Genomic DNA, 25,621 nt, shown 5'->3' with positions numbered 1-25,621 from the left:
AAATTAGTATCGCACATATTTTGTAATGCTTTGACTAACCAAGATAATGAAAATGTTCTTGCTACGAAATTTCTCCGCCAATCTTTTTTGGTTATATTTAAGCTATGATAAAACGCTTGCTCCTGGTCTTTTACTTCATGATAGCTGCCTATGAAGGCAAATCTGCAGGTCTTTTTCGAGATTCTACTTTGTTTAGTGCACATCAGTTAAAAAGCGATCTCCAGTATTTCAAAATCCTGATGGAAAAAGCCCATCCCAGTTTATACCGTTATGTAAAAAAGGATTCCTTTAATAAGTTATTTGAACAGGCATCACAGCGCATCACTTCCGCTACGGATGAATTTGATTTTTTTCAAATGCTACAGGCCATCAACAGCAAAGTTGGTTGCGGGCACACTAATTTAAGGCTTTCTATTGCTGCTCAAAGAAAATTGTGGGCCCGCAATATTCCCATGCTGCCGTTTTATATTTCAATTGATAGCAACAGGCTGTATATACAGCGATATATACAGGCTCCGGGTGCTGCCGGTTACAGGATTAATGATGAAATCATGTCCATAAATGGATTGTCCGCCAGGGAAATATTAACTAAAACCAGGAGCCTGGTTGGGTCGGATGCACACAGCAACGCCTATAAGGATTATAGATTGGAAAAAGGAGAATTTAATTGGTTATATGCGTGTATATATGGGAACCATCCTGAATTTAATTTTGTGTTGAAAAGAAAAGGAACAGCGATTTCCATAACTATAAAATCTGTGGTGAGTACCAAAACCTTTAAGCCGCTTAAAGAACAGGAAATAGCAGATTCCCTAAAACTGAGCTTTCCCCCAAATTTAAGGTCTACAGCCATTTTGAAAATCAGGCATTTTAAGGACCATGATTTTTTTACGGACAACAGGCTTATTTTTAAACGACTGGAAGATCAGAAGATTGAACATTTGGTTATCGACCTCAGAAACAATCCTGGTGGCCGATCAGATATGGCCATTGATTTGATGAAGCATCTTATAGGTAAGACATTTCGCTTTTCTAAGCAAATGGAGGCTGTGGTAGATATTGCTAAATTTTCCGCACTGTTTGTGGCAAATAAGTCCCCTTCATTGGCTGTGTTAAAAGAATTTCCTCATTCCTGGCACCGGGAAGAATCTGTATGGAGCAGGAGACAGGAACCTTATAAAAAGCAGTTTAAAGGAAAGGTTTTTATATTGGTAAATGGTGGAACGTTTTCCAGCGCGGCGCTTTTGGCAATTGCTTTGAAAACACAAATGGAATGCCTGCTGATAGGCGAGGAAAGTGGGGGTGGTAGTTGGGGCTGTAACGGTGGAAAGGTGCTTAATGTAAATTTACCTGAAACTGGTTTTCAGCTCAGTCTGCCGTTGATGTGGACATATGCAATAAATGATTTGACCAATACTGGCATGGGGGTAATGCCGGATTACTATGTGAAATGGGATATATTTAAGGTTGATAATCCAAAATTTCAAAATGCTGATCCGCTTCTGAAGAAGGTTGCAGCATTGATCAGGTAATTTTCAAGCTTAAACAAAAAAACCGTACAATTTGTACGGTTTTTTATAGCAATTTTTTGCATTTACCTTCTGTCTCCGAAGATCCTTAACAGGTAAATAAAGATGTTTAAGAAATCCAGGTAGAGTGACAATGCACCCATAATGGCTAATTTCTTGGTATCAGCATCGGCCATTTGCCTGCCATCTGCTTCCAAACCTTCGCCAATTCTTTTCAGTTTCTGTACATCATAAGCGGTTAAAGCTGTAAATATAGCAATACCGATAAAGGCCATGAACAAGCTAAAGCTTTCACTTTGGATGAACATGTTTATTACACTGGCGATGACCAGGCCTACTACACCGATCATTAATATAGGGCCAAACTTACTCAGGTCTATATTGGTGGTATAGCCCATTACGGCCATGATGCCAAATATCCCTGCGGCACCAATAAAGCAGCTCAATACAGAGGTAGAAGTATAAACAAGTAAAATGAAACTTAAGCTCAGACCAGTTAAAACTGAATATAGAATGAATACGCCTACTAAAGCACCATATGAAAGGCGGTTAAGGCCTGCACTCATCAATAAAACCAATCCAAGAGGGGCAAAAGTGGTTATCCATCCCAATGTCGTAGGTCTTAAAGTTTCCGGATTTCTCAAGAAAGAAGAGAATTCGGCATTAGTGGACATGAAGTATGCGGCAAATGTAGAGAGACTTAGGGCTACAAACATCCATAAGAAAACGTTAGCAAAGAATTTCTTAGCAACTACTCCGGTTTGTGGCTGTACAAAAACTGATTTTTGCGCCCAATCGTAATTATTGTTATTATCCATTTGTTATAAATTTATTTAAAGGTACTAATTGTTTGGTTGATACAAAAGCTATGCCCCAAGCCTTTTTGTCAGGGTTTCTTCAACTTTTTTGAAAAACTGCAGTGGTTTTAACGTTCGCCATGCCAAATCGTCAAGCTGTCCGCCAAAGTTGATGTAATAATCAATATTGTTGCTTTTGAACTCGTTGATGACATGTTCCTGGAAATTGATACCGGTAATCCAGCCCTCTTCAACTTCCTGGAACCACTCTTCATAATAGCTATCTTCAGAAGAATGAAAGTTCAATACGTTCTCTCCGATCAGGATGAACTTATTGATGCCCTCATCCATCATCAGCTCCAGAATTTCGCGCTTGAGCAGCATGATGTCGTTGTTGATCGCATCATTCCATTCGCCAATAAATTCAATAATGGCGTAATTTCTGTCATAATCAGCATACAGCACTTTCAGGTATAGGGTATTGGATCCAAAATCATCCCATTGGGGATGGATCAGGAAATTGTACAGTTGCTTGTCGAAATAAAATTCTGAGTACTCTGTGTTGTAAAATGGCGAACGCTCATCTTCGGCCGCAATGTAATCATCACGCCAAAGATAATAAGGCTCAATTTCATGCATGATAAAGGCTTTATTTGTGGCTGGCTTCAACAGCCTTGCGTACGCTTCCATAACGGATCAGCAGATCTGCGGCATGGTCATGATCGATATTTAATTCGTCCATTACCATTTGTGTACCCCTGTCAACCAGTTTATGGTTGGTCAGCTGCATGTCTACCATTTTATTGCCTTTTACCCTGCCCAGTCTGATCATTACCGTGGTACTTAACATATTCAGTACCAGTTTCTGCGCAGTTCCTGATTTCATCCGTGTAGAGCCTGTTAAAAACTCAGGTCCAACTACTACTTCTACAGGGTAATCACTTTCGGCAGCTATAGGGCCACCTTCATTGCATACGATACAGCCAGTTAGTACCCCCTTTTCACGGGCAGTATGTAAACCACCAATTACATATGGGGTAGTACCCGATGCAGCAAGCCCGATAAGGCAGTCTTTCGCATTGATGTTGTACTCCTGGAGGTCTATCCATGCCTGTGTGGCATCGTCTTCTGCATTTTCAACAGCCTTTCTGATGGCGGTATCACCTCCCGCAATGATACCCACTACCCAGTCAAACGGAACGCCAAATGTTGGCGGGCACTCTGAAGCGTCTACCACACCTAAACGGCCGCTGGTACCTGCGCCGATATAAAATAACCTTCCCCCTTTTTCCATGCGTTCTGCAACTGCAGCAGCTAATTTTTCTATTTGCGGGATTGCTTTTTCTACTGCTAATGGAACGATTTTATCCTCCGAATTTATGCCTTTCAGAATCTCCAGTACAGACATTTTATCGATGTCGTGGTGTTTTGACTCTTGCTCGGTTACTCTGATCATATTCTTGTTTTTTTTTCTTTTTTATTGGTTTTTTTCCTTGCCCAGCCCTTAGCCTGCTCAGGCTATTTTTAGCCGTTTTATACAAAGGTCACCAGTATTTCTCTAATGTTTCATAAAATTCGGCATTTTCTTTCTAAACAAGAAATATATGCATAAAATCAATATAAATTATATGGAATTGCGCCCGCTTCAGATGATTGTAAAAAATGTTAAACAATTACAAATGAACAAGGTTTAATTATTAATTGACGGGGTAATTGTATAACTTTACCCAGCATTTACCATGAAAAGAAATACCCGTTATAATGTCTTAATAGCCCTCACTTATTCCTTTACATTGATAGGTGGTATGTTCTTTGGCTATAAATTTTTAAAAGACCAGGGCTATCAGTTTCAAAAACCAGTTCAGTTTGCAGATAGTAACGCCGAAAAGGTAGATGAAATTATTCATATCATCAATAAAAATTATGTTGATGAAATAAATGCTGACTCTTTAACCCATTTGCCAATCGATAGTTTACTGCACCAGCTTGACCCGCATAGCATATATCTGCCTCCGGCAAAGGCCAATGCAATGGCAGAAACCCTGGGAGGTAATTTTGAAGGGATAGGCATCGAGTATTACATATTGAAAGATACTTTGCTGGTAACGAATGTGCTGAAAGACGGCCCCGCATTTAACGCCGGGATAAGGCAAGGGGATAAGATTTTGAAAATTGATACGGCTACAGTTAGCGGGAAGTCGCTGCCAAGGGAACAGATGATCGGCAGGATCAGGGGTCGTAAGGGAACTCCGGTAAGATTGACCATTGTACACCCGGGCGACAATCAGCCTGTAGTGTTTACTGTGAACCGGAACCGGGTAAAAATAAGCAGTATTGATGCAGCGTACATGCTGAGCCCGGAAACTGCCTACATCAGGATCAGTAAATTTGGGGCTGATACTGATAAGGATTTTATAGCATCCGTAAGGACGCTTAAAGTAAAAGGCATGAAAAAGCTGATCCTTGATCTGAGAGATAATGGGGGTGGTTACCTGAGTGCGGCAACAGGATTGGCCAACCAGATTTTGGCAGAAAATAAACTGATTGTATATACTGAAGGTAAACATGAGCCGCGAACAGATTATGTGGCTACGGGAGGCGGGGAGTTTGAGCAGGGTAAACTTGCCGTACTGATTAATGAAAATTCTGCTTCGGCCAGCGAAATCCTGGCAGGTGCGGTGCAGGACTGGGGCAGGGGGGTAATTATAGGGCGCCGTTCTTTCGGTAAAGGCCTGGTGCAGGAACAATTCCCTTTTGGCGATGGCTCTGCTTTAAACCTGACCATTGCCAGATATTATACACCTTCGGGAAAGAGCATCCAGAAATCTTATAAAAAAGGATATAATGCTTATCAGAATGAGATTGAGGATCGTTTTAATGATGGTGAACTTACTTCAGAAGCTTTATCTGGTGCGAAAGACAGTTTGCTGCATAAAAACTATACCCGGGGGGGTATAAAGCCCGATGTATATGTGAAGCTGGATACCAATGGCTATAACCGGTTTTACAGCAGGCTGGTTGCTAAAAGGATCCTCTTTGATTTTGTATATGATGTGTTGGGCAGCAGGTACAATGCCGCACAGCTGGAACAAAAAATGGCTGTATTTGCGATCAGTGAAACGGATTATAATGATTTCCTGAAATACATTCAGCACAGGCATATCCCAATTGATTCAAAACAACTTTACATAGCAAAACCATTGATCTATAACGACCTTAAACTGCTGCTGTATAAGTATCATCTGGGCGATGCGGGTTATTACAGGGCTTTAAACCTCCGTGACCCTATGGTAAAGCAGGCCGTTGCCAGCCTGCAGTAAATTATTTTTGTCTGAAATAGATCTGGATCGGCACCCCGCTGAAATCAAAGTTTTCACGCAGTTTGTTTTCAATAAACCTTTTGTAGGGTTCTTTAATGTATTGCGGAAGGTTACAGAAGAATGCAAACATAGGTGAGCTTGCGTTGATCTGTGTAATGTATTTGATTTTAATGTACTTGCCTTTTAATGCCGGTGGCGGATATTTTTCGATGACCGGCAGCATGACATCGTTTAATTTTGATGTTGGTATTTTCTTGCCCCTGTTTTTAAACACCTCCAGTGCAGTTTCAACAGCCTGGAAAATACGCTGTTTATTTAATGCAGAAATGAAAATGATTGGAATATCGGTAAAGGGCTGTAGTTTCTGACGGATCTGATCTTCAAAAATATTTACAGTTTTGTTGTTCTTCTCTACCAGGTCCCATTTGTTAACCAGGATGACGATACCTTTCTTGTTTTTCTCTGCAAGGTGAAAAATATTGACGTCCTGCGATTCCAGGCCTTCCATAGCGTCTATCATCAATATGACCACGTCGGCTTCTTCAAGGGCCTTAATGGTACGCATAACCGAGTAAAACTCTATGTTTTCTTTTACCTTTGTCTTTTTACGCAGACCGGCGGTGTCGATGAACATAAATTCATGCCCGAACTGGTTGTAATGAATGTGGATGGAATCTCTTGTTGTGCCTGCTATCGGGGTAACAATGTTTCGCTCTTTGCCCATCAAGGCATTGACCAGTGAAGATTTACCAACGTTTGGCCGGCCAACTATAGTGATCTTAGGCAGTGCATTTTCTTCTTCGGGAACATCTTCAAAGTGTTTGATCACCTCGTCAAGCAGATCTCCTGTGCCCGAGCCGGTCATGGAAGAGATCGGGTGGATCTCGCCAAGGCCAAATCCGTAAAATACAGTGGCATCGTTTTGCAGTTGGGTGTTGTCAACCTTGTTCACTACAATGAATACAGGTTTTTTACCTCTTCTGAGCAACTGGGCAATTTCATCATCCAGATCGGTAATGCCTGTGGTTACGTCAACCATAAAAAGCAATACGGTAGCTTCTTCTATGGCTATGATCACCTGCTCGCGGATGGCAGCCTCAAAAACGTCTTCTGAATTGGCTACATAGCCACCGGTATCGATTACGGTGAACTGCCTGTCCGTCCATTCGGCTACACCATAATGACGGTCGCGTGTTACCCCGCTAAAATCATCAACAATGGCTTTACGACTTTCTGTTAAGCGGTTAAAAAGGGTAGATTTGCCTACGTTTGGTCTTCCGACAATTGCAATAATATTTGACATGGGTATTTTATACGAATATTTTAAAAGCCACAAAGATACACAATCCCATCCACTTACTCGTAGCCAAAGTTTTTGAGGTAGTTCTTTTTGCTGCGCCAATCGGGGATTACCTTTACAAAGGTTTCCAGAAATACCTTTTGGCCCAGGAATTTTTCTATGTCTTTTCGGGCTTCCATGCCAACTTTTTTGAGCATTGCACCACCAGTGCCGATCAAAATGTTCTTTTGCGAATCGCGTTCTACTACAATCTCGGCAGTGATGCGCACCATCGGCCCGTTTTTGCTTTGTTCTTCTTTAAAGGCAGTAACGATAACCTCGGTGCTGTACGGGATTTCTTTTTTATAGTTGAAGAATATTTTCTCTCTTATAATTTCTGAAACGAAAAAGCGCTGACTGCGGTCGGTTAATTCTTCTTTGTCGTAATAAGCCGGATGCTCGGGGATATACTCCAGCACCATTGGTAAAATACCTTCGAGGTTGTATTGATGCAGGGCCGAGATGGCGTAGATATGTTTAGGATTCAACTGTTCATTCCAATAGGCAATTTTTTCATCAACCTGTTCCTGAGTAGCATTGTCAATTTTATTTAAAAGTACCACCAATGGGATTTCGGTATTGATGATTTTTTCAAGCACATCGTTTTCATCATGCTGCTCATTGATGTCGGTTACAAAGAGGATTAAGTCGGCATCAGTTAATGCTCCTTTGACAGAACTCATCATCGAATCCTGTAAACCATATAGCGGTTTTATGATGCCCGGTGTATCAGAAAAAACAATTTGATAGCCTTCTTCGTTCACAATTCCTAAAATACGGTGACGGGTTGTCTGCGCTTTTGGAGTGATGATAGAAAGTTTTTCACCCACCAGGGCATTCATTAGGGTTGATTTGCCCACATTGGGCTTACCGATGATACTTACAAAACCTGCTTTATGTGACATGAAAATATTTTTTAAAATAAATTTGCACCGCAAAGAAACGAATTATATCTTTGCATTCCAATTCGGAAGAAGAGTTAAGGATTTAACAGACACTAACGAAATTGTATATAGTGCGGGGTGGAGCAGTTGGTAGCTCGTCGGGCTCATAACCCGAAGGTCATCAGTTCGAGTCTGGTCCCCGCTACCTAAAAGTTCGCAGCTTTAATACAGCTGAGGCAACTTTTTAAATGGCCCGTTCGTCTAGGGGTGAGGACGCCAGATTTTCATTCTGGAAACAGGGGTTCGATTCCCCTACGGGCTACATATTTAACACGGTGTTAGTACAGCGTTAAAACTTTTCAGAAAAATTATTAAAAGGGCTATAGATTGTTCTGTAGCCCTTATTTTCATGATTTGGTGTCTCATTTAAAGATAAGTCGTTAACGTTGATGTTTAATGATGAGTAAAGTTCGGATGAGCTATCTTTAACTAGAACAGATTTTTACTTTTTATATACTCGGTTTACGGCTCACGACCTTGCGGATGCGGCTAAGGCTGTCCTGATGGATACCCAGGTAGGAAGCAATATATTTTAAAGGAATTGTCCTGATTACTTCCGGTTGCTGCTCCATAAGTTTCTGGTACCGTTCTTCTGCGGTAAGGCATACGGCGTCAATCTGGTGGTCCTGCAGCCAGCTGAGCAAGCGGTCCATAATTGCCATTTCCAGGTCTTGTGCCCGGTTTAGCTGTGATTTTATAGCTGTCACTTCTTCTTTGCCCCATTCCAGCAGCTCTGTTTCTGTTAATGTTTCTAAAGCACAGGAGGAGGGCAGCCCATTGGCCAGATATAAGAGTGTGGATACAAAATCATTGGTAGAAACTATCCCTAAGGTATAATCTACGCCATTGTGCAGCCTGAATAGGCGGACAATGCCAGAATTTAGAAAATAAAATTTTTGAACCGGTTTGCCCTGTTCCATTAAGATGCTGTGGGCTTTTATTTTTTTATGCCTGGTAAGGGACCGGACCATGTTGCATTCTTCATCATTGAAAGTAAAACCCCTGTTTTTTGTGAATTGAAGGAGTTTGTCGTACAGTCCATTCTGTGTGATCATCGGTTTATAGGCTTGGTTGGTTTTTTTGTAAGTGCTACTAAATCAGGTGCTAATATACAATGCTTTTTATTTTTCCAGAAATGTGTACTGGCAGGTATCAAGATGAAATATTGAAATTATTTAAAACAATGGGAGTTGTATTTTTATTGAGTATATTCAAATGATTAATTAACCAGTAAAAATCTTATCATGAAAAGTACCCTTCTTTATCTTGCAATTATGGCGCTATCTGTTTTGTTTAGTTGTACCCAAAGCGGTAACAAGGACTCTGAACTAAAAGATAGCCTGGCCATGGCCGATACCATGACCAATAAGCAGTGTTATGTAGCTGTTGATGGAAAGGATACGGCTGATTTGAGTATAAAAACAATGAATAGCGGAAAAGTAACCGGTAAGCTGGTCATCAATTATGCGGAAAAGGGTAAAAATGACGGGGAGATTGCCGGAGCATTTAAAGGCGATACCTTATTTGTGGATTATACTTTTAAAATTGGTACTGAAAATAAAACGATTTACAAAAACCCACTGGCACTTTTAAACAAAGATGGTAAGCTGATCCTGGGTGTTGGTCAGATAGAAACTACCATGGGCAGGTCGTATTTTGTAAAAGGCAAACCCATTAGTTTTGATAAGGGCAGATTTACGTTTGCCGTGGCAGATTGTAAGGAATAATGCAGGGCTTGTTTAGGGCCTGAGCATTAGCGTGGAGATGCGGCGTCCTGAAAGTCTGGTTTTGTACAAAACAAACGTTACTGTAGCCAGTAATCCGATCAGTCCTGCAATGCAAACCGCGATTCTGGGACCAAATGCATGTGTAGTCCATCCGATTAGCAAACTGCCAATGGGGATCATGCCCTGGTAAGCCATTACATAATAACTGATCGCCCTGCCCCTCATTTCGGGTATGGCATGGGTTTGAATATACGTATTGATAGAAGAGGTTTGTGCCATCATACCCAGCCCGCTTAAAGTCATGAACACCAATGCAACAGGTAGTATCCCTGAGTAGGAAAGGAACATCAGGCTTAAGCCAAATATAGCACTGGCAATGATGCTGATCTTCATCATTGGCTTAGCCGATTTTAAATTGGCCAGGTACATGGCGGCTACTACAGAACCCAGGCCGGCAGCACTCTCAAACCAGCTGAATGTACCTGCGTTGCCATTAAAAATATCTTTTGCAAAAACAGGCATTAAGGTATTAAAGGGGATGACAAACAAGCTGCTGATGCCGATCATGACAATCATGCTGCTCAGGTCTTTATCACCGGAGATGTATTTGAAGCCTTCTTCAAGCTCTGTCCAGATACTTTTCTGACCATGTGGAATTACCGTGATTTTAAGTCTCATCAGTAGCAGACAGGTCAGCACGGGTACGTAGCTGATAAAGTTGCCTATAAAACAGAAATCTTCGCCAAAAGTACTGAGAATGACGCCTGCAATGGCCGGGCCGACAATACGTGCCAGGTTGGCCATGGTAGAGTTTAATGCAATGGCATTGGGTAGATCGGTCTTGTCTTCTACCATTTCTACCATCAGCGATTGGCGGCAGGTCACATCGAATGCGTTAATAATGCCCTGCACCAGGCTCAAAAAGACGATGACAGGGATATTGTAGTATTTAAAGAAAATCAAGGCTGCCAGGGCACCTGCCTGGATCATGGAAATGACCTGGGTGATCAGGAGGATTTTGTAGCGGTTATGCCTGTCAATCAGGCTGCCTGCATAAGGCGAAAGAAAGAGCGAAGGGATTAAACTTACAAAGCCCACAAGCCCAAGCATCATTGCCGAATCTGTTAACCTGTACACCAGCCAGCTTACCGCAGTCTTCTGCATCCATGTTCCGATAAGAGAGATGGATTGTCCGTAAAAGAAGAGTTTGAAATTTCGGTACTTTAATGATCTGAACATAGGTGTCTTTACTGAAATGATGTGCAGCAAATTTCGGCATTAGATTTAAATAGGTAAAATTGATTGTTTTAATGATATTGATTAGTTTTAACGATTGATTGCCTTTGGTTATGGAAATAAGACAGCTCAATTATTTTATTAAAGCAGCTGAAATGCTGCATTTTACTGATGCGGCTGCTGCTTGCTTTGTAACCCAGTCTACCCTCTCTCAGCAAATTAAACAACTGGAAGAGGAGCTGGGAATGTTGTTGTTTGACAGGGTAGGCAAGCAGGTGCGCTTAACTGAAGCCGGAAATGTTTTTCTGCAGCATGCCCGGCAAATTGTGCTGGATGTAAAGAAATCAAGACAAGCCATTCTGGAATTGAACAACCTGGTAACCGGGGATTTGAAAATAGGTGTTACTTATGCCTTTAGCTCCATGCTGCTGCCGGCGCTTGCGCCTTTCTCTGCCAAGTATCCGGGGATCAGAATCGTAGTGGAATACGGGACTGCCGGAGAACTGGAACATAAACTGAAACAGGCGGAGCTGGACGTGATCCTTGCTTTCCATGATCAGACAGATAATGACAATGTAAGCCTGGAAATGGAACATCTTTTTTCGTCCAGGATCTCGATGGTGGTTTCGGCCAGACATCCGCTGGCCCGTCTTAAAAAGATCTCGCTGAATGAGCTGGCTAAAGTAGAACTGATCCTGCCCAGCAAGGGATTCAGCTCCAGGGATTTGTTGAATGAGCTGTTCAGGAAAAGAAAACTCAGCCCGCTCATTAAAATTGAGATGAACGATGTGCATTCTCTGCTTTCCATGGTGGATGATGGCAATTGGGCCACCATTATTAATGAAAAAGCTATCATTACCTGGGAAAACCTGGTTGCCATTCCGATATCTGGCAAAGAATATTACAAGCAGGCCTTTATTTTATGGCAAAAAGGGGTGTACCGTAAAAAATCGGCCACCCTTTTTGTTGATGAACTGATCAATACTTTACTGGGCTAATTTTACCGGCGATTTAGCCCATTCGTCGTCATAATAAACCACATTTTCCACCACCACATCTTTTGCATTTTTAAGCTTGATGACGGTCTGGTTACCTTTAGGACGAACAACTTTTAGCGCCGATAACCTGGCGCCCAGTACATCATCTAAAAATATGGGATACCTGCTGTCGCGTTTTTCGTAATTGAAAGTGCTGTTTTTTACCGTTAGTCCGCTCACGTGTCTTGCCCAGATGCCGTAAGAAGGCTGAACTTTCAGGTTGCCGACATTGTATTGCCCTACGCCCAGTTCGGGGGTCAGGTTGGCGGTATCAGCAACTGCATTACCCCCTTTAACCAATACATGTACGTCGTTGAATTCAATGTTCCTGATATAACCGGTATGCAGGCCGTTTGGGAGCTTAAAATCCAATCCTCCGCTTACCGTTTCGGAATCAGGGAGTTTATAGCCGGCTATAATTGGCGTTGCTTTCTCCTGTTTCCCATCATAAGCCTTCCATCGGCCATTTTTACCTCCGTGTGAACTGCCTCCATACACTTCGGCGATGTCAATTCCGTTGAGGATAATGTTTTCTACTTTACCGATGTTTACATTTTTGACCAATAGCTCATCGTGTTTTATCCCGTTTTCCATAAAAACATACCTGCCAACAGTGGCCCCTAAAATTCGGGCCCGGTTGGATATGGAAATGAAGAATGGTGCCCTGGTCCGCAACATTTTTGATCTGGAATGTATTTTTCCGGTATGCCCGCAGTTTAAATGGATGTCGCTGATGTGTGCCCCATCATTGGTGGAAATGGAGAATCCTGCTTTATTTGCCCCAAGCACATAGATGTTGTCAACGCAGATGTCTTTGATGTCATCTGCGGTTTCAGAACCGATCTGGAAAAGGTTACAGTTCGTGTCGCCAATAATGTTGCGCACCTTGTAATTTCTGGCTGGCCTGGTGAAACCCAGCGAGCAATCGGAACCCGGTTTTACAATATCATCAGAACTTACTTTGGAGTAGATATTGGTTACCGTAACGTTGTTGCAGCCCATGAAATCATAAATGTCCCGGGCATTGGTGCTGTTAAATTTTGCAAAATAAGTGTCGTGTACATTAATGTGGTCTGTTCCCGTAGCCAGCAGTACGAAGTGTCCTGCGCGCTCAATTTTGAGCATATTGTCATGATCAAATGATTTTGAGCCGTCTTTTTGAATGTAATAAGGTTCATCTTTGCTTTCATCGTACCAAAGGTCTTCCGGGTGGTGTATTCCACCTATTTCCAGGTTGGTGCACAGTTTAAGGGTGAACATCTTATCTGCCCGGTTATCGGGCGCATTGTTCATTACGCCATCGCCGTTTACCAGGTTGCCGTCGCCGGTGATCAATCCCCGCCCGATGATCTTTACATTGTCTAATCTCTCTCCAAAAAACATGGTGTTCCGGAAATAATGGTGGCCAACATCTTGTTTGGTCATATAGTTTTCCGGATCGGCATAAGGCCCGGGGGCAGTTGGGGAAAGCCCTGAACGGTATTTTTTATCACTGAACCAGGTTGATTCCGGTGCATCTGCACCCTTGATCGCCTTTATGGTCGCATCTTTGTTTAAAAACAAGTATACATTGCTTTTCAGCTGAACAGTTCTGACATGGTAAGTTCCGGCGCTAAACAACAAGGTGCCTCCGCCCATCTTGTTTATGGTTGCAATGGCTGCATTGATGCCTTGTGTATCGTCTTGTTTTCCATCGCCTTTTACACCTAAGCTTTTTACATCCATTTTGCCAGTATAAAATTTAAGCACATTTGAAGAACCCTTGTTTGGCCCATCCTTAACCAGTAGCTTAAAGTGATACAGTTTATTGGCTTGCAGACCGGTAACCGTTACCCGTCCCTTTTTTGAATCTGTTTCAGCTGAGGAGGATTTCCAGCTTTTGCCATTGTCCAGTGATTGCATTAAAACCGGATTTTGGATACCCTTATTTACACCCCAGCTGAAAGTGGCCCTGGTATAACTGCCTGTTGTTTCTTTGTACTGGATATCCTTACTCAGTACCCGCTCAAAATCTGAAATGCTACTGGTTACGGTAAGTATGTTGGTCTCGGCTCCTATCCCGGCGCTGGTCAAAATTTCAGGTTTCCCGGTTGTATAGGTAGCTCTGAAAGTGTATTTCCCAATAGTATTCAGTTTTGCGCCGTTGATTACAATTTTCAGGTCCGGACCATTTGCAGGCCTCAAATCCAGGTGGCTAAAGGTAAGCACTTTTGCCCCGTTACCAGCCTGGCTGATGTTCACACTGCCGACTTTTGAATAAGAATAATTACCTCCCACCCGGCCAATAGATTGTGTCGGCAGGTCCTTGAGTTTGACATCGCCGCGGCCAATCACGTTTACTGTAGTGTTTTCGAGCGTAGGCTGAATTCCCGCAGGCAAAAAGATACGTACTGTTGCATTGGGTGTCCGCTGGCCTGCTGTAAAGAACAAGGTCAGGTTTGTGGCTGTATTTACTGTTGCGTTTTCCTGTTGCAATTGCAACAGACCACCAACAGCCATTGGTTTTAAGACAATGTGATAGGTCTTGCTGCTTTTGCCGTCGGCTGATGTAACCAGCAGCTTGTCCCCATCTGCCAGTTCTCCATCAGTTTTTGCCAGTCCATCTTTATCGCTCACCTGATATTTTTGAACAGTACCATCTTTTGATATGATCTGCTGCGGGAGCTGTTGCGGGGTAATTTTTGTGGAAACCAGACCTTTGTCTTCCGGGGTATCCACGGTAAACAAATAGGTGCTGCCGGTAATCAATACCAGGGTGTCATTTGTAATGCTTACCAGATGTGTAGCGGTCTTGCTGATCTGTATTTCGACAGATGAATTGGTCTTTTTTGTCTTTAAAGCAATGGAGGGTATTGAAGTAAAGATCAGTAAGGCGAGCGATAGGGTTCTAAATCTGTTCATGCTGGTTTAAAATGGTTTTTAAAATTCGCTAATTTGTACTAAACTTTTATGACCAAGTAGTAAACTAAATTGGCGTAATTACATCTATTTTATCATCAAAAAGCTATATTTACCCTTGGTAATGAAAAAAATCCTTTCTATAGATGGCGGCGGCATAAGAGGTATCATCCCCGGGATGGTCCTTGTTGCATTGGAAGAGAAGCTGAAGCGCGAAAGTAAAAACCCTGCTGCGGCAATTGTAGATTACTTTGATTTTTTTGCGGGTACCAGTACAGGTGGCATACTTACCTGTTTGCTGCTGTGCCCTTCCGAAGAAAATCCTGCACGTCCGCGTTTTACTGCCAGAGAGGCACTGGATCTATACCTGAAGCATGGCAATGAAATTTTTAAAATGACCTTCTTTAAACGCTTAAGGGCAAAATTTGGCCTTGCCGGCGAAAGGTATAACAGTAGGGTATTTGAAGGGGTTTTGAAAAACTATTTTCAGGATACCAGGCTTAGCCAGCTCATCAAGCCCTGTATCATCAGTGCTTACAATATAGAACTGCGAAAAACCCATTTCTTCAGACAGCAATCGGCAATTGCGCGGGGTGATACGCGGGATTTTTATTTAAAGGATGTTTGCAGGGCCACATCAGCTGCCCCTACCTATTTTAGTGTAGCCGAGATCCATTCGCTGGCTAATGTACGGTATCCGCTACTGGATGGTGGCGTATTTGCTACCAACCCCGCTTTAAGCGGTTTGATAGAGGTAACCAAGGCATTTAACCAAACACGGATCAATGATATCTTTTTAGTTTCACTGGGAACGGGGCGGTCCAGAAGATCTTATGATTACGAACACTTTAAAAAGAGTAGTGCAATGGCAATTGTACCGGCTATATTAGATATCATGATGAGTGGCGTGGCGGAAACCAGCGATTTCTTTTTACAGCAGTTGTTCCATTCAACCGGAAAGGCAGAAAACTACATCAGGATAGAACCCAACAGTCTGGAAAGCATTAAAGAAGGATTGGATGCTGCCAGCCCCTCTAATATTGAGAAACTGCTTGCGCTGGGCGACCGTACTGTTAGTGAAAACGAAGTGCGCTTAACTGAATTAGCCCGGTTATTGATAGAGGAACAAAAGCATGGCACCAATACCAAACCCTGGGATTTCTTAAAAGCAGTACGTTCGCTCGGTTCTTTTTGATCCCGGATTTCATTTGTAGCATGCTTTTTGTTTTTATTCCCGGGTAATCTTTATCCATACCTATAAAATGAGTAATGCACCCCGTAAAAGTTTCATTAAAGCCATAAAAGGAAAGATCATCATTGCCTTGCTGCTGGCTTGTTTTGCCTTGTTTATGGCCTGGGGTGTTAGTAAGGTTGCTTTTAAAGAGATGCTGACCACGGTAGAGAACATCTCTGCGCCCAGCGAAAGGTTGCGGATCGTAAATGCCATTTCCAGAAAAATAAGCAGTCTGGATCAGCTCCAGAAAAAGCAGGCTTTTAATGATCCTGGAAATTATGACAAGCTTTTTAAGGAATCGCGACAGCTGAGGCTGGTGCTGGACACACTGGCGTCTTTATATGAAAATGATTCTGTACAGCTTGCGCGGATTGTAACCATCAAAAAGTTGCTGAGTGAGCGCGACAAACAGTTTATCAATTACCTGAAGGTAAGGGAGCGGATGGTCAATAACAAATCCTTCTCTGACCAGGTCAGGAATCTGTCTGCACTGGTGTCCAGGGGCTCCGATCAGGCAGACAGTACCATTCTGGCTACGGAAGAGAAAACGTCTACGACTACCGTTTATCCAACAGAGGACAAACCTAAAGGTTTTTTTAACAAGATATTTGGCCGGAAAAAGAACAATGAACAAGACAATTCTTTTAAAATTGTTAATGAAGAAAAAGTAAAAAGGGATACCATTGCTTTGTCAGCTGAAGATCGGATCGTTAAAGATCTGGGTGCATCCTTAAAGGTCATTGAAGCGGAACAACGCAGTAAAAATGCAAGTTTTTTAAACCGGGAGGCGATGCTGACCAATGCGAATAACCAACTGATCAGTCAAATGCTCGACGTGTTGCGCAAGGTAGAAAGTGAAGTGGTTACACAAATTGAGCTTAATGGCCTGCAGGCAAAAAACGTGGTAAATACGGGCATCAATATCATCAGCATTATTATGCTGGTGTTTTTCCTGTTAACGGTATTGTTGCTCTATTTCATTTTGACCGACATTACCCGGAGTAATAAATACCGGGCCGAACTGGAACTGGCTAAGGATGAGGCTGAATATCATGGTCTGGCCAAACAAAGGTTTCTCTCCAACATGAGCCATGAGATCAGAACGCCATTGCAGTCCATCATTGGATATTCAGAACTGATCAGGCAGCAGGAACATCCCCAGCGTAAGGATATCGATGCCATTTATCATTCATCGGAACACTTACTGCAGATTGTAAATGAAGTGCTGGATTACAACAGGATCATTTCGGGAAGGTTTACTTTTTCGGAAAAAGCATTCGATATAGAAGCGTTGTTGGCTGAGGTTGTTTCAGTAATGCGGCCCCAGGCCGAACTGAAATCGCTCAAATTGATTACTGATTTTTCACTTTCGGGGCAAAAATATGTAGAAGGTGACCCTTTTCGCTTAAAACAGATCTTGTATAACCTGTTGGGTAATGCCATAAAATTTACCACAAAAGGGGAGGTAGCCTTGTCCGTTTTTTATAAAAGACAAGGTGAACGCCTTCATTTTACATTTATGGTGAAAGATACGGGTGTTGGACTCAACGAAGAAGAAAGCAAGGTTATTTTTACTGAGTTTGAACAGGTGAATACAGAGGAGAACGAAGGATTGAACAAAACGGGGGCCGGGCTTGGTTTAACGATTATTAAAGCGCTAATCGAGAATCAGGGTGGGCGTATCTATGTGAAAAGTAAAAAGGGGGAAGGCAGTGTTTTTACGGTTTACCTGACCCTTAATGTGGCCCAGGAACCCGAAAGCGAAAATGCCAAAATTTTTACGCCGGCTTACGATGGTAAGGTCTGGATTGTTGACGATGACCAGCTCATTCTTGATCTCTGTGAAATCATTTTCAAAAAGCATGGGATTGCTGTTCAACTTTTCAATTCTCCTGCTCAATTGCTGAGTGCGGACTGGGATACTGAGGTGAAATACGTATTGATGGACATGCGTATGCCAGAAATGACAGGGATCACGCTTTGTAAATTGTTAAGGGAGCGGTTGGGCAACGAGGTAATGATCTATGCCATTACTGCACAGGTATTGCCTGATGAGCGCGAATATCTGTTAAACAATGGTTTTGATGGCCTGGTGATGAAGCCTTTTAAGGAAAGCGAATTGTTGTCTGTACTTAATCATAAGGAAACTGAAGCAGCTGATCCCGCAAATGAAGTGGAGCTCGATCTGCGTGGACTTAGAAAAATGACATTTGATGATGAGGAGCAGTTGAACCGGATTCTTTTAAGATTTTCTGGCGATTGTCTTGACGATAGCGATGAGATCAGACAGGCTTTAACAGATGATGACCATGCTAAACTCCGGTTGCTTGTTCACCGGCTTGCTGGAAGGATAGCACAGATCGGATCCAAAAAACTGGCTGCTGAATTCAGGCTGATGGAGATGGAGTTAGCTGGCAGCGAAATGCCTGATCTTCACCGAAAGAATAAGATCCTGGCTTTGTTACAGCAACTCAACCAGCTTTTACGGGTGGTTAAGCAGCGTGCCTGAACTTATTCAATACCGTAACGTTCCATTTTGCTGTACAGCGTTTTGCGATCGATATTCAGGATCTTTGCTGCTTTTGATTTATTGTATTTCACTTTTACCAGTGTTTCAGTGATCAATGCTTTTTCATTTACTTCGTTGATTACTTTAAGGTCTGAAGTATTTGGCCGGGGAGCATGGTTTACAGCAATGATCATTTCTTCGGGAAGGGAGGCCTCCTCAGCAGTCTCTCCTGGTGTAAGCAGTACCATTCTTTTGATCACATTTTTGAGCTCACGAAGATTTCCCGGCCAGTCGTATTGCAATAACAGTTCTTTGGCTTGAGGAGCGATGTTCCGGACTTTTCTGTCTAATTCTGCATTGGAGATTTTGATGAAATGACTGATAAAAAGCTCAATGTCTTTACCCCGGTCTCTCAGTGCAGGTAACTGGATCTTAAATTCATTAAGGCGATGGTAAAGGTCTTCCCGGAAGGTTCCGTTAGCCACACTCATTTTAAGGTCATCATTTGTAGCGGTAATGATCCTTACATCAACTTTAGTAGTCTTGGTGCTGCCCAGTGGTTGTATAATTCTTTCCTGCAGGGCACGTAACATTTTTACCTGAACTTCATAACTCAGGTTCCCGACTTCATCCAGAAACAGGGTGCCGCCGTTTGCTGCTTCAAATTGTCCTTTTTTATCATTTAAGGCTCCGGTAAAAGCTCCTTTGACATGACCAAACAATTCACTGGCTGCCAGGTCTTTTGATAAGGCGCCACAATCTATAGCCATAAAAGGTTTATCACTGCGTTTGCTTTGTGCATGCAGGGTCCGTGCAGCGTATTCTTTACCTGTACCACTTTCACCCTGTATAATGACCGACATGTCGGTGGGAGCTACCAGGTTAATGTGTTCATAAAGCTTATCGGCAATGGCACTTTTGCCTTTTATAGCGTCAGTATGTTCGACGGATTTGGTTGTGATACTGCCTTCCTTTTTACCAAGGGCATTTTTGATGATCATCATCAGCTCATCCGGGTTTACTGGTTTTGTGATGTAATCGAAAGCGCCAAGCTGGATGGATTTAACAGCGGTTCTGACATCGTTAAAGCTGGTCATGATAATGACCGGCTGTGCTAAGCCTTTTTCCAGTAAGTACGAAAGAATATCCAGACCGGTTCCGTCAGGTAAACGATAATCGATTAAGAACAGGTCGAAGCTTTGTTGATCGGTTATTTTGAAAGCTTTTTTTACATCGTTTACAACATAAGGTTCGTGGCCATGCTTTGTAAAAAAGCCTTCTAATACTTGTGAAAAAGTGGAATCGTCTTCAATGATCAGTATTTTTGCCATAGGGATTTTCGCTGTAGATATAGCAAAAATACAAAAGCCGGACGAAATCCGGCTTTTATAAGGTGTTAAATTGTTATTATTTTAGGAATATAGGGCTATTCGATAATTACACCGTCTTTACCAATTTTTAAAGATGCAGTTTCTTCCTGCTTTTTAACATCAACCTGGTAATATTCAGATTTGTCTGCTTTTGTAACCAGAAATGTTGCTGTTGGAATCCATTCTTTATATTTGTCTGAAGCCAAAGTAGCTTTAACTGCATCTGGCAGATCTTTGGTTTCAACTGGTGTTTTAGTTACACTGTCTTGAAGAACGGTAATTGCAACCGGTGTTTTAATGTCATTCGCTTTTACTGTGGTTAATCCTGCAAATGCAAGGATGGCTGCTGATAAAATGATCTTTTTCATAATTATTATATTTAAAATTCTTGTGCTAATTAATTACAATAGTATACTGCATAATGGTGCCAAAACCAGTTTCAGTGCTTGATTTCTGTTTAAAACGCGATTTTGCTGTTTTTAACCTTTAAAAGGTGTAGACTTTCTCCACAATTTGTAGCGCAACTGTTCATCTGCAATGTAAATGTATGCTGGTAAGTTTCGATGGGAGGATGGCGGCTAAAATCTGGCTTTTATCTTGCCCGATCAAGAGGAAAGCAAGAGCATAGCAAGAGGATTATATCATACAGTTGAAACCGGTTTGCCCGGCAAGGCCCCGTAAAACACTGCTCCGTTCAAAAAGCTTATGCAAAATACATAAATCTTTTCTTAGCTTTGTTAGTATGCTGTCTAAGAAAACGAAATATGCAATAAAGGCACTGGTTGCTCTTGGCAAAAACAGAGAAAATCCTCCCATGCAAATAGTAAGGCTGGCGGAGCAGGAAATGATACCCAGAAAATTCCTGGAACAGATCCTGTTGGATATGCGTAATGCTGGCTATTTGTATAGTAAAAAGGGAGCAGGCGGAGGATATAGTCTGAATAAAGATCCCAATGAGATTTATCTGGCAGACATACTTCGTATTACGGACGGGCCTATTGCAATGGTCCCTTGTGCGAGTTTAAAGTTTTACCGTAAATGTGATGAATGCCATGATGAAGTTACCTGTGGCATCAGAAAAACATTTATTGACGTAAGAGATGCTACACTTAAAGTGCTTGCCCAAACCACTATAGCAGACGTTATCGCAAGAGAAACGGATGATACATTCGTAAGCTGATATGAAGATAGACTCCCGGTTTACCATCGTGGTGCTATAATTGATTAACTTTGTTCAAAATTTTAAGATATGAATAAGATGAGAAAGAATTTCTTCTGTAGTGGGTCATTGTGTCTTTTTTTGTTGATGACAGTGCCTTTTATTTCATTTGGGCAGAAGCCTAACTGGCAGAATCTTGACCTGAAAACAGATTCTGTATTTGGTATCAGTACAGAGAAAGCTTATAATGAATTGCTTAAGGGTAAAAAGGCAGTTCCTGTCCTTGTTGCAGTGCTGGATGGAGGGGTAGATATTGAACATGAAGACCTGAAACCTGTGATCTGGGTAAATAAAAAAGAAAAAACCGGGAATGGTAAGGATGATGATAAAAATGGATACATCGATGATGTTCATGGCTGGAACTTTTTAGGCTCCTCAAAAGGATCGATTAATTACGAAACACTCGAGCTGACACGTTTGGTTCGCCGTGACAATGCCAGATTTGCCAATGCTGATGCCACTTCTGTAAAAGCAGCTGACCTGCCGGCTTTCGAAACCTATCAAAAAAATAAAGCAGCATTGGAACAGGAACTGGCCGAGGCCAGGATAGGTTTGGAACGTTTCGGGGGCCTCAAAACAGCCATAGATGACTTGGTGAAGAAGATTGGTAAAGAAAAACCAACATTACAGGATTTTCAGGCTTTTAAGCCTTCAAATGACATGGAAGCCAATATTCAGCGGATTATGGTTGCCCAATTGAAAGACAGCAGCTTCGAGGATTTTTATAAAAGTCAGGTCATTCCCGGCTATGAGCACTATAAAAGCCAGGTAGATTATAACTTAAACCTGGACTACGATCCGCGTGGCCTGGTGGGGGATGACCCTAATAACAGTAAGGAGCGTTTTTATGGCAATAATGACGTTGCCGGTCCGGATGCCAAACACGGCTCGCACGTTGCGGGTATCATTGGTGCCATCCGCAGCAATGATATTGGTATTAAAGGTGTTGCCGATAAGGTAATCATCATGGGTGTCCGGAATACACCGAATGGCGATGAACGTGATAAGGATGTTGCCAACGGTATCCGCTATGCAGTTGACAATGGAGCAAAAGTGATTAACATGAGTTTCGGTAAATCGTATTCCTGGGATAAGGCCATAGTGGATGAAGCGGTTAAATATGCCGTTGCTAAAGATGTAGTATTGGTACATGCTGCTGGTAACGACAATAAAGACCTGGAGGTTGAGCCAAACTTCCCCGATCCCGAATATGCAGCTGGTGGTAAAGCAGCTACCTGGATAACTGTCGGGGCTTCAGGCTGGACAAATGATGGCAAGATCAAAGCTAATTTTTCTAATTATGGAAAAACCAAGGTTGATGTTTTTGCACCGGGTGTAAACATCAATTCAACAGTTCCCGGATCAAAATATGAGCAATTAAACGGTACCAGTATGGCGGCTCCGGTAGTTGCTGGACTGGCTGCGCTGATCCGTTCTTATTATCCTAAACTGACTGCCGCACAGGTTAAAGATATCATTATGAAATCGGTGGTAAAAGTTGCGCAGTCTGTTGAAATTAAAGACGATACGGGCGGTAATAAAACAGTTCCTTTTGCTGATCTCTGTGTAAGCGGTGGTATTGTAAATGCATATGAAGCATTAAAACTTGCGGCTGGTTACAAGAAGTAGTGGCCATTGTAATTGAGCAGAAGAGCCTTCCGGATTTCATTTGGGGGCTTTTTTGCTTATCTGTGTTTAAAGTCAGTCAGTTCTTTTGGCAGGGAAAATATACTGCCTGGGATATTTCGCTCTTCCATGAAACATAGCCGCTCATATTTATACTCATTCACTTTAGCCACAATATTCAGATCTGAATAAATGGAGATGATCAAATTGTACATGAGCAGACAGTTTAAGTTTAAATCATTTCTTTTAAAGAGCTGTATACATTCATCGCAATACTGACAGGCCAGTAAATATTCGCCTTTATTTCTGAGCTGGTAGGCTTGTGTCATCTTTAATATAGACTCAGCGTATTGCGTAATTTTAAAGCGGCATTTGTTTTCGTGAAGACCAATAAGTATACGTTCCAACTGATCGGTTTTCTTCCCGGGATTTATTCTGGCAGCCGACAAAGCCAAAAGGTTCATCATCAGTATGCTGAAAGCTGATCTTTTTGAGAATACGTCTGGGTGTAATTTGGCAATGGTTTCTATGATTTTAATGGTGCCTTCATCTGATCCATAAAATAAATTGAGCACGATGATCAGCAGATAGGTAATGCCCTGCTGGGTATTAAGTACTTTTCCAGGCTTAAAGAAAGGATATTCCAGGTTTTCTATGTTGTTGATCAACTGATTTTTTTCGATGTCTTTATTGGTGATTTTCGAATACACCATTAAAGTAACTTCATAGGGGTCGATGGGCCATTTAATGGCTTCATAGCGGGCCAGTTCATCAAGTCTTGCAGCGATCTTAACTTCATCAAGGCTTAAGATGTCGAGAATGGCCAGCATAGACTGATAGCTGAGCGAATGGCTATTTGAATCTGAGACTTCCATTAAAACATTCAGGGCTTCTTTATAGGAGGAGTCTACAAAATCAAAATTGCCCAATTCGCTGATCATGATGTCATGAAGTTTATGTTCTTTTAACAACAGGACGGTATCTGAACTGGACCTTGATCTGTATTTTAGATTTTCCGCAATAAAAAGGATCAGGTAGTTGTGTTCGAAACGGTTTAATGGTAAATCAAATATGTTGCCCAGGGATTTCAGATCACCTATCCGGACAATAAACCGTATGGTCCATTGCAACAGCTGAAACCTGACATTTTCATTTTCATACTTACTTTGTATGTATTTAAAGAATTCCCCATCTACCTGTAAATGAAATTTCTCCAGCAGTTCTATAAATAGGAAGTATTCAAATATATGGGGATGAATAAACCTGACAAATTCTCTGGGGTGATAATCTTCGTATCTTTTTTCTTCCATCAATATGCCATCAGCCAGCAGTTCCGTATAGGCGTTTTTAAATGCAGACAGCTCGGCAATAAGGTGGTCTTTTGGAACAGAATTTCCGTTTTTTCCATAACCAGTTAACTGGATGATTTTTTTCAGAAAGAGAATTTTTTCTGTATAATAATTGGAACGGTAGATGTTTTCCTGGATAAACCTGGATATGAGTTCATGAAAGGTAATGCTGGTAGAAAAATTGAAGTCAGGGTCTTCTTCTCTAAGTTGATAGTAGAGCTGAATGTGAAAAGGGAATTTAAGTTGGGCTTTGAGTTTTGGATTGATTTCGTGGGTATCCAGGTTTTCTATCCTGGAAATGATCAGGTCAACTTCCCTTTCCGTCAGCTGTGGAACATTAGAAACCTCTTTGATCCTAAAATAATTACCTGAAAACCATTTTGCTTTTAAATAAGCGGAATGTCTGATCTTTTCATAAAACCGGATCCAGGTGGCAGACCGCATACCCATAACCAGTTTAATGGATGCGGTATGTTCTATGGCACAAATGAAATTGACAATACTATCGAACATTTGTTTCTTGAGGTCTTTTTTCAGTACCAGTTCGGAAAAGCCATCCAGAAAGAGGATCAGTTTGCCGCCTGTTTGGCGATAACTATGGTCAATATAATTTATTAAGTTCTCTTTTTTTGAAATATTAAGCAAAGATTTAAGCTGATCCTCAAAATTTAGGACAATTTGTTCAGCAGTAAAAAAACTGTAGGCCTGAATAAACAAGACCGTTGATTCCTTATAATTGGGGCATTCACCAGTAAAAAACTTTTCTGCCAAATGGCTGAGCAGGATTGTTTTTCCATAACCTGGCTGAGAAATAAAAGCCATGTAATTGTGGTCGCTTTTGAAAAAATCTTCAAAATCATGTTCAGCAAATTTCCTGCTGATGGTCATCTGGTATGGCATGCCAGAGCGGTTCCTGATCCCTTTTAAAGTGAAATCGGTCACCTTTGCTATTTTGTTTTTAATAGCCGGCCAGTTTAAGGGTGTATTGTCGGCATTGATGGCAACAGATGCCGGCCAGTTTTCCAGGTTTTCGCCACTTACATATTCTGACAAAGTGGTCAGGGTAAATTTGGAAAAGTTGTGTTTGACAACAGCAAATCCAAATAGCCTTTTGATGGTTGTTTCGCTAACGTTCTTATTTAAAGTCTTGCTGATTTCAATGGATATCCTTTTACAATCAGCTGGGGTAATTGTTCTAATTCCTGTCTTAATTAGAATTAAACCTTTGAGTTCATTTAAGATAGATATTTCATCCATACACCTGATAAGTGAGCGTTAAATATTTCCACTAAACGAATGTAATGCTTTAATAAGAATAATGAATATCGATAATCTGGATAAAAAATAAATAGAAAAGATAACAAGTGTCCAAAAACCTATCCTACAGGGTCTTATTGGGCTATAATGCGTCAGTTCAACTTATCCGGTATTATAAAAATGAACAAAATGAACAAATAATGAGCGCTAGAATGATTTAAATGAACAAT

The 25,621-nt window shown here is 41.7% G+C and carries 19 protein-coding genes and 2 tRNA genes; 10 read left to right on the top strand and 11 right to left on the bottom strand.

What is annotated here, in order from left to right:
• Window positions 1-104: 104 nt before the first annotated feature.
• Complete coding sequence (locus R2Q85_RS08175; RefSeq protein ID WP_316811273.1) at window positions 105-1,532, top strand: S41 family peptidase; 1,428 nt, start codon at window positions 105-107, stop codon at window positions 1,530-1,532.
• Window positions 1,533-1,594: 62 nt separating this feature from the next.
• Here R2Q85_RS08175 and R2Q85_RS08170 read toward each other — a convergent pair whose 3' ends face one another.
• Genes R2Q85_RS08170 through murQ form a run of 3 tightly spaced genes read right to left on the bottom strand, consistent with a single transcriptional unit; the run spans window position 1,595 to window position 3,782 of the window.
• Entirely contained in the window at window positions 1,595-2,347 is a 753-nt protein-coding gene (locus tag R2Q85_RS08170) for a Bax inhibitor-1/YccA family protein (protein WP_316811272.1), read from the bottom strand.
• 48 nt (window positions 2,348-2,395) lie between these two features.
• Window positions 2,396-2,965 carry a hypothetical protein gene (locus R2Q85_RS08165; protein ID WP_316811271.1) on the bottom strand — a complete coding sequence of 190 codons (570 nt, stop codon included), beginning with the start codon at window positions 2,963-2,965 and terminating at the stop codon, window positions 2,396-2,398.
• Window positions 2,966-2,975: 10 nt separating this feature from the next.
• Window positions 2,976-3,782 (bottom strand): N-acetylmuramic acid 6-phosphate etherase, encoded by an 807-nt coding sequence (gene murQ, locus R2Q85_RS08160; protein WP_316811270.1) that lies wholly within the window; start codon window positions 3,780-3,782, stop codon window positions 2,976-2,978.
• A gap of 283 nt (window positions 3,783-4,065) precedes the next feature.
• On the opposite strand from murQ, the gene R2Q85_RS08155 reads away from it, so the two are divergent.
• Window positions 4,066-5,646: a S41 family peptidase gene (locus tag R2Q85_RS08155; protein WP_316811269.1), complete on the top strand. Its 1,581-nt coding sequence runs from the start codon at window positions 4,066-4,068 to the stop codon at window positions 5,644-5,646.
• Window position 5,647: 1 nt separating this feature from the next.
• Here the strand turns inward: R2Q85_RS08155 and der are convergent, their stop codons facing one another.
• Entirely contained in the window at window positions 5,648-6,949 is a 1,302-nt protein-coding gene (der, locus tag R2Q85_RS08150; RefSeq protein ID WP_316811268.1) for a ribosome biogenesis GTPase Der, read from the bottom strand.
• 53 nt (window positions 6,950-7,002) lie between these two features.
• Window positions 7,003-7,890, bottom strand: coding sequence for a GTPase Era (gene era / locus R2Q85_RS08145; protein WP_316811267.1), 888 nt, complete (start codon window positions 7,888-7,890; stop codon window positions 7,003-7,005).
• Window positions 7,891-8,001: 111 nt separating this feature from the next.
• On the opposite strand from era, the gene R2Q85_RS08140 reads away from it, so the two are divergent.
• Together R2Q85_RS08140 and R2Q85_RS08135 are read left to right on the top strand one after the other, a co-directional pair.
• Window positions 8,002-8,074 (top strand) — tRNA-Met (locus R2Q85_RS08140).
• A 45-nt stretch (window positions 8,075-8,119) separates the two neighbouring features.
• Window positions 8,120-8,191: transfer RNA gene (locus R2Q85_RS08135), tRNA-Glu, on the top strand.
• A 187-nt stretch (window positions 8,192-8,378) separates the two neighbouring features.
• On the opposite strand, the gene R2Q85_RS08130 is transcribed toward R2Q85_RS08135, so the two are convergent.
• Window positions 8,379-8,984 carry a Crp/Fnr family transcriptional regulator gene (locus R2Q85_RS08130; RefSeq protein WP_316811266.1) on the bottom strand — a complete coding sequence of 202 codons (606 nt, stop codon included), beginning with the start codon at window positions 8,982-8,984 and terminating at the stop codon, window positions 8,379-8,381.
• Between the two features lie 189 nt (window positions 8,985-9,173).
• On the opposite strand from R2Q85_RS08130, the gene R2Q85_RS08125 reads away from it, so the two are divergent.
• Window positions 9,174-9,656 carry a hypothetical protein gene (locus R2Q85_RS08125; RefSeq protein WP_316811265.1) on the top strand — a complete coding sequence of 161 codons (483 nt, stop codon included), beginning with the start codon at window positions 9,174-9,176 and terminating at the stop codon, window positions 9,654-9,656.
• 12 nt (window positions 9,657-9,668) lie between these two features.
• Here the strand turns inward: R2Q85_RS08125 and R2Q85_RS08120 are convergent, their stop codons facing one another.
• Window positions 9,669-10,895 (bottom strand): MFS transporter, encoded by a 1,227-nt coding sequence (locus R2Q85_RS08120; RefSeq protein WP_316811264.1) that lies wholly within the window; start codon window positions 10,893-10,895, stop codon window positions 9,669-9,671.
• A gap of 110 nt (window positions 10,896-11,005) precedes the next feature.
• Between R2Q85_RS08120 and R2Q85_RS08115 the strand changes: the two genes are divergently transcribed.
• Window positions 11,006-11,890 (top strand): LysR substrate-binding domain-containing protein, encoded by an 885-nt coding sequence (locus R2Q85_RS08115; protein ID WP_316811263.1) that lies wholly within the window; start codon window positions 11,006-11,008, stop codon window positions 11,888-11,890.
• On the opposite strand, the gene R2Q85_RS08110 is transcribed toward R2Q85_RS08115, so the two are convergent.
• On the bottom strand, window positions 11,879-14,830 hold the full coding sequence (locus R2Q85_RS08110) for a glycosyl hydrolase family 28-related protein (protein ID WP_316811262.1): 2,952 nt from the start codon (window positions 14,828-14,830) through the stop codon (window positions 11,879-11,881). The genes R2Q85_RS08115 and R2Q85_RS08110 overlap by 12 nt on opposite strands.
• Before the next feature lie 121 nt (window positions 14,831-14,951).
• Here R2Q85_RS08110 and R2Q85_RS08105 point away from each other — a divergent pair, with 121 nt between their 5' ends.
• Together R2Q85_RS08105 and R2Q85_RS08100 are read left to right on the top strand one after the other, a co-directional pair.
• Window positions 14,952-16,022, top strand: coding sequence for a patatin-like phospholipase family protein (locus R2Q85_RS08105; protein ID WP_316811261.1), 1,071 nt, complete (start codon window positions 14,952-14,954; stop codon window positions 16,020-16,022).
• Between the two features lie 67 nt (window positions 16,023-16,089).
• A complete protein-coding gene (locus tag R2Q85_RS08100; RefSeq protein ID WP_316811260.1) occupies window positions 16,090-18,570 on the top strand; it encodes an ATP-binding protein in 2,481 nt (826 codons plus the stop codon).
• Window positions 18,571-18,572: 2 nt separating this feature from the next.
• Here the strand turns inward: R2Q85_RS08100 and R2Q85_RS08095 are convergent, their stop codons facing one another.
• Together R2Q85_RS08095 and R2Q85_RS08090 are read right to left on the bottom strand one after the other, a co-directional pair.
• Entirely contained in the window at window positions 18,573-19,901 is a 1,329-nt protein-coding gene (locus R2Q85_RS08095; RefSeq protein WP_316811259.1) for a sigma-54 dependent transcriptional regulator, read from the bottom strand.
• Window positions 19,902-19,996: 95 nt separating this feature from the next.
• A complete protein-coding gene (locus R2Q85_RS08090; RefSeq protein WP_316811258.1) occupies window positions 19,997-20,308 on the bottom strand; it encodes a hypothetical protein in 312 nt (103 codons plus the stop codon).
• A 374-nt stretch (window positions 20,309-20,682) separates the two neighbouring features.
• Between R2Q85_RS08090 and R2Q85_RS08085 the strand changes: the two genes are divergently transcribed.
• Both R2Q85_RS08085 and R2Q85_RS08080 read left to right on the top strand, forming a co-directional pair.
• Window positions 20,683-21,120: an Rrf2 family transcriptional regulator gene (locus R2Q85_RS08085; RefSeq protein WP_316811257.1), complete on the top strand. Its 438-nt coding sequence runs from the start codon at window positions 20,683-20,685 to the stop codon at window positions 21,118-21,120.
• 69 nt (window positions 21,121-21,189) lie between these two features.
• On the top strand, window positions 21,190-22,788 hold the full coding sequence (locus tag R2Q85_RS08080) for a S8 family peptidase (protein WP_316811256.1): 1,599 nt from the start codon (window positions 21,190-21,192) through the stop codon (window positions 22,786-22,788).
• Window positions 22,789-22,844: 56 nt separating this feature from the next.
• On the opposite strand, the gene R2Q85_RS08075 is transcribed toward R2Q85_RS08080, so the two are convergent.
• Window positions 22,845-25,391, bottom strand: coding sequence for a hypothetical protein (locus R2Q85_RS08075; protein ID WP_316811255.1), 2,547 nt, complete (start codon window positions 25,389-25,391; stop codon window positions 22,845-22,847).
• Window positions 25,392-25,621: the final 230 nt, after the last annotated feature.

Origin of the sequence: Pedobacter heparinus (assembly GCF_032678725.1) — a bacterium.
GTDB classification, from domain to species: domain Bacteria; phylum Bacteroidota; class Bacteroidia; order Sphingobacteriales; family Sphingobacteriaceae; genus Pedobacter; species Pedobacter heparinus_A.
Note: the sequence above shows the minus strand (reverse complement) of the source record. Positions and strands in the feature narration are given on the sequence as shown.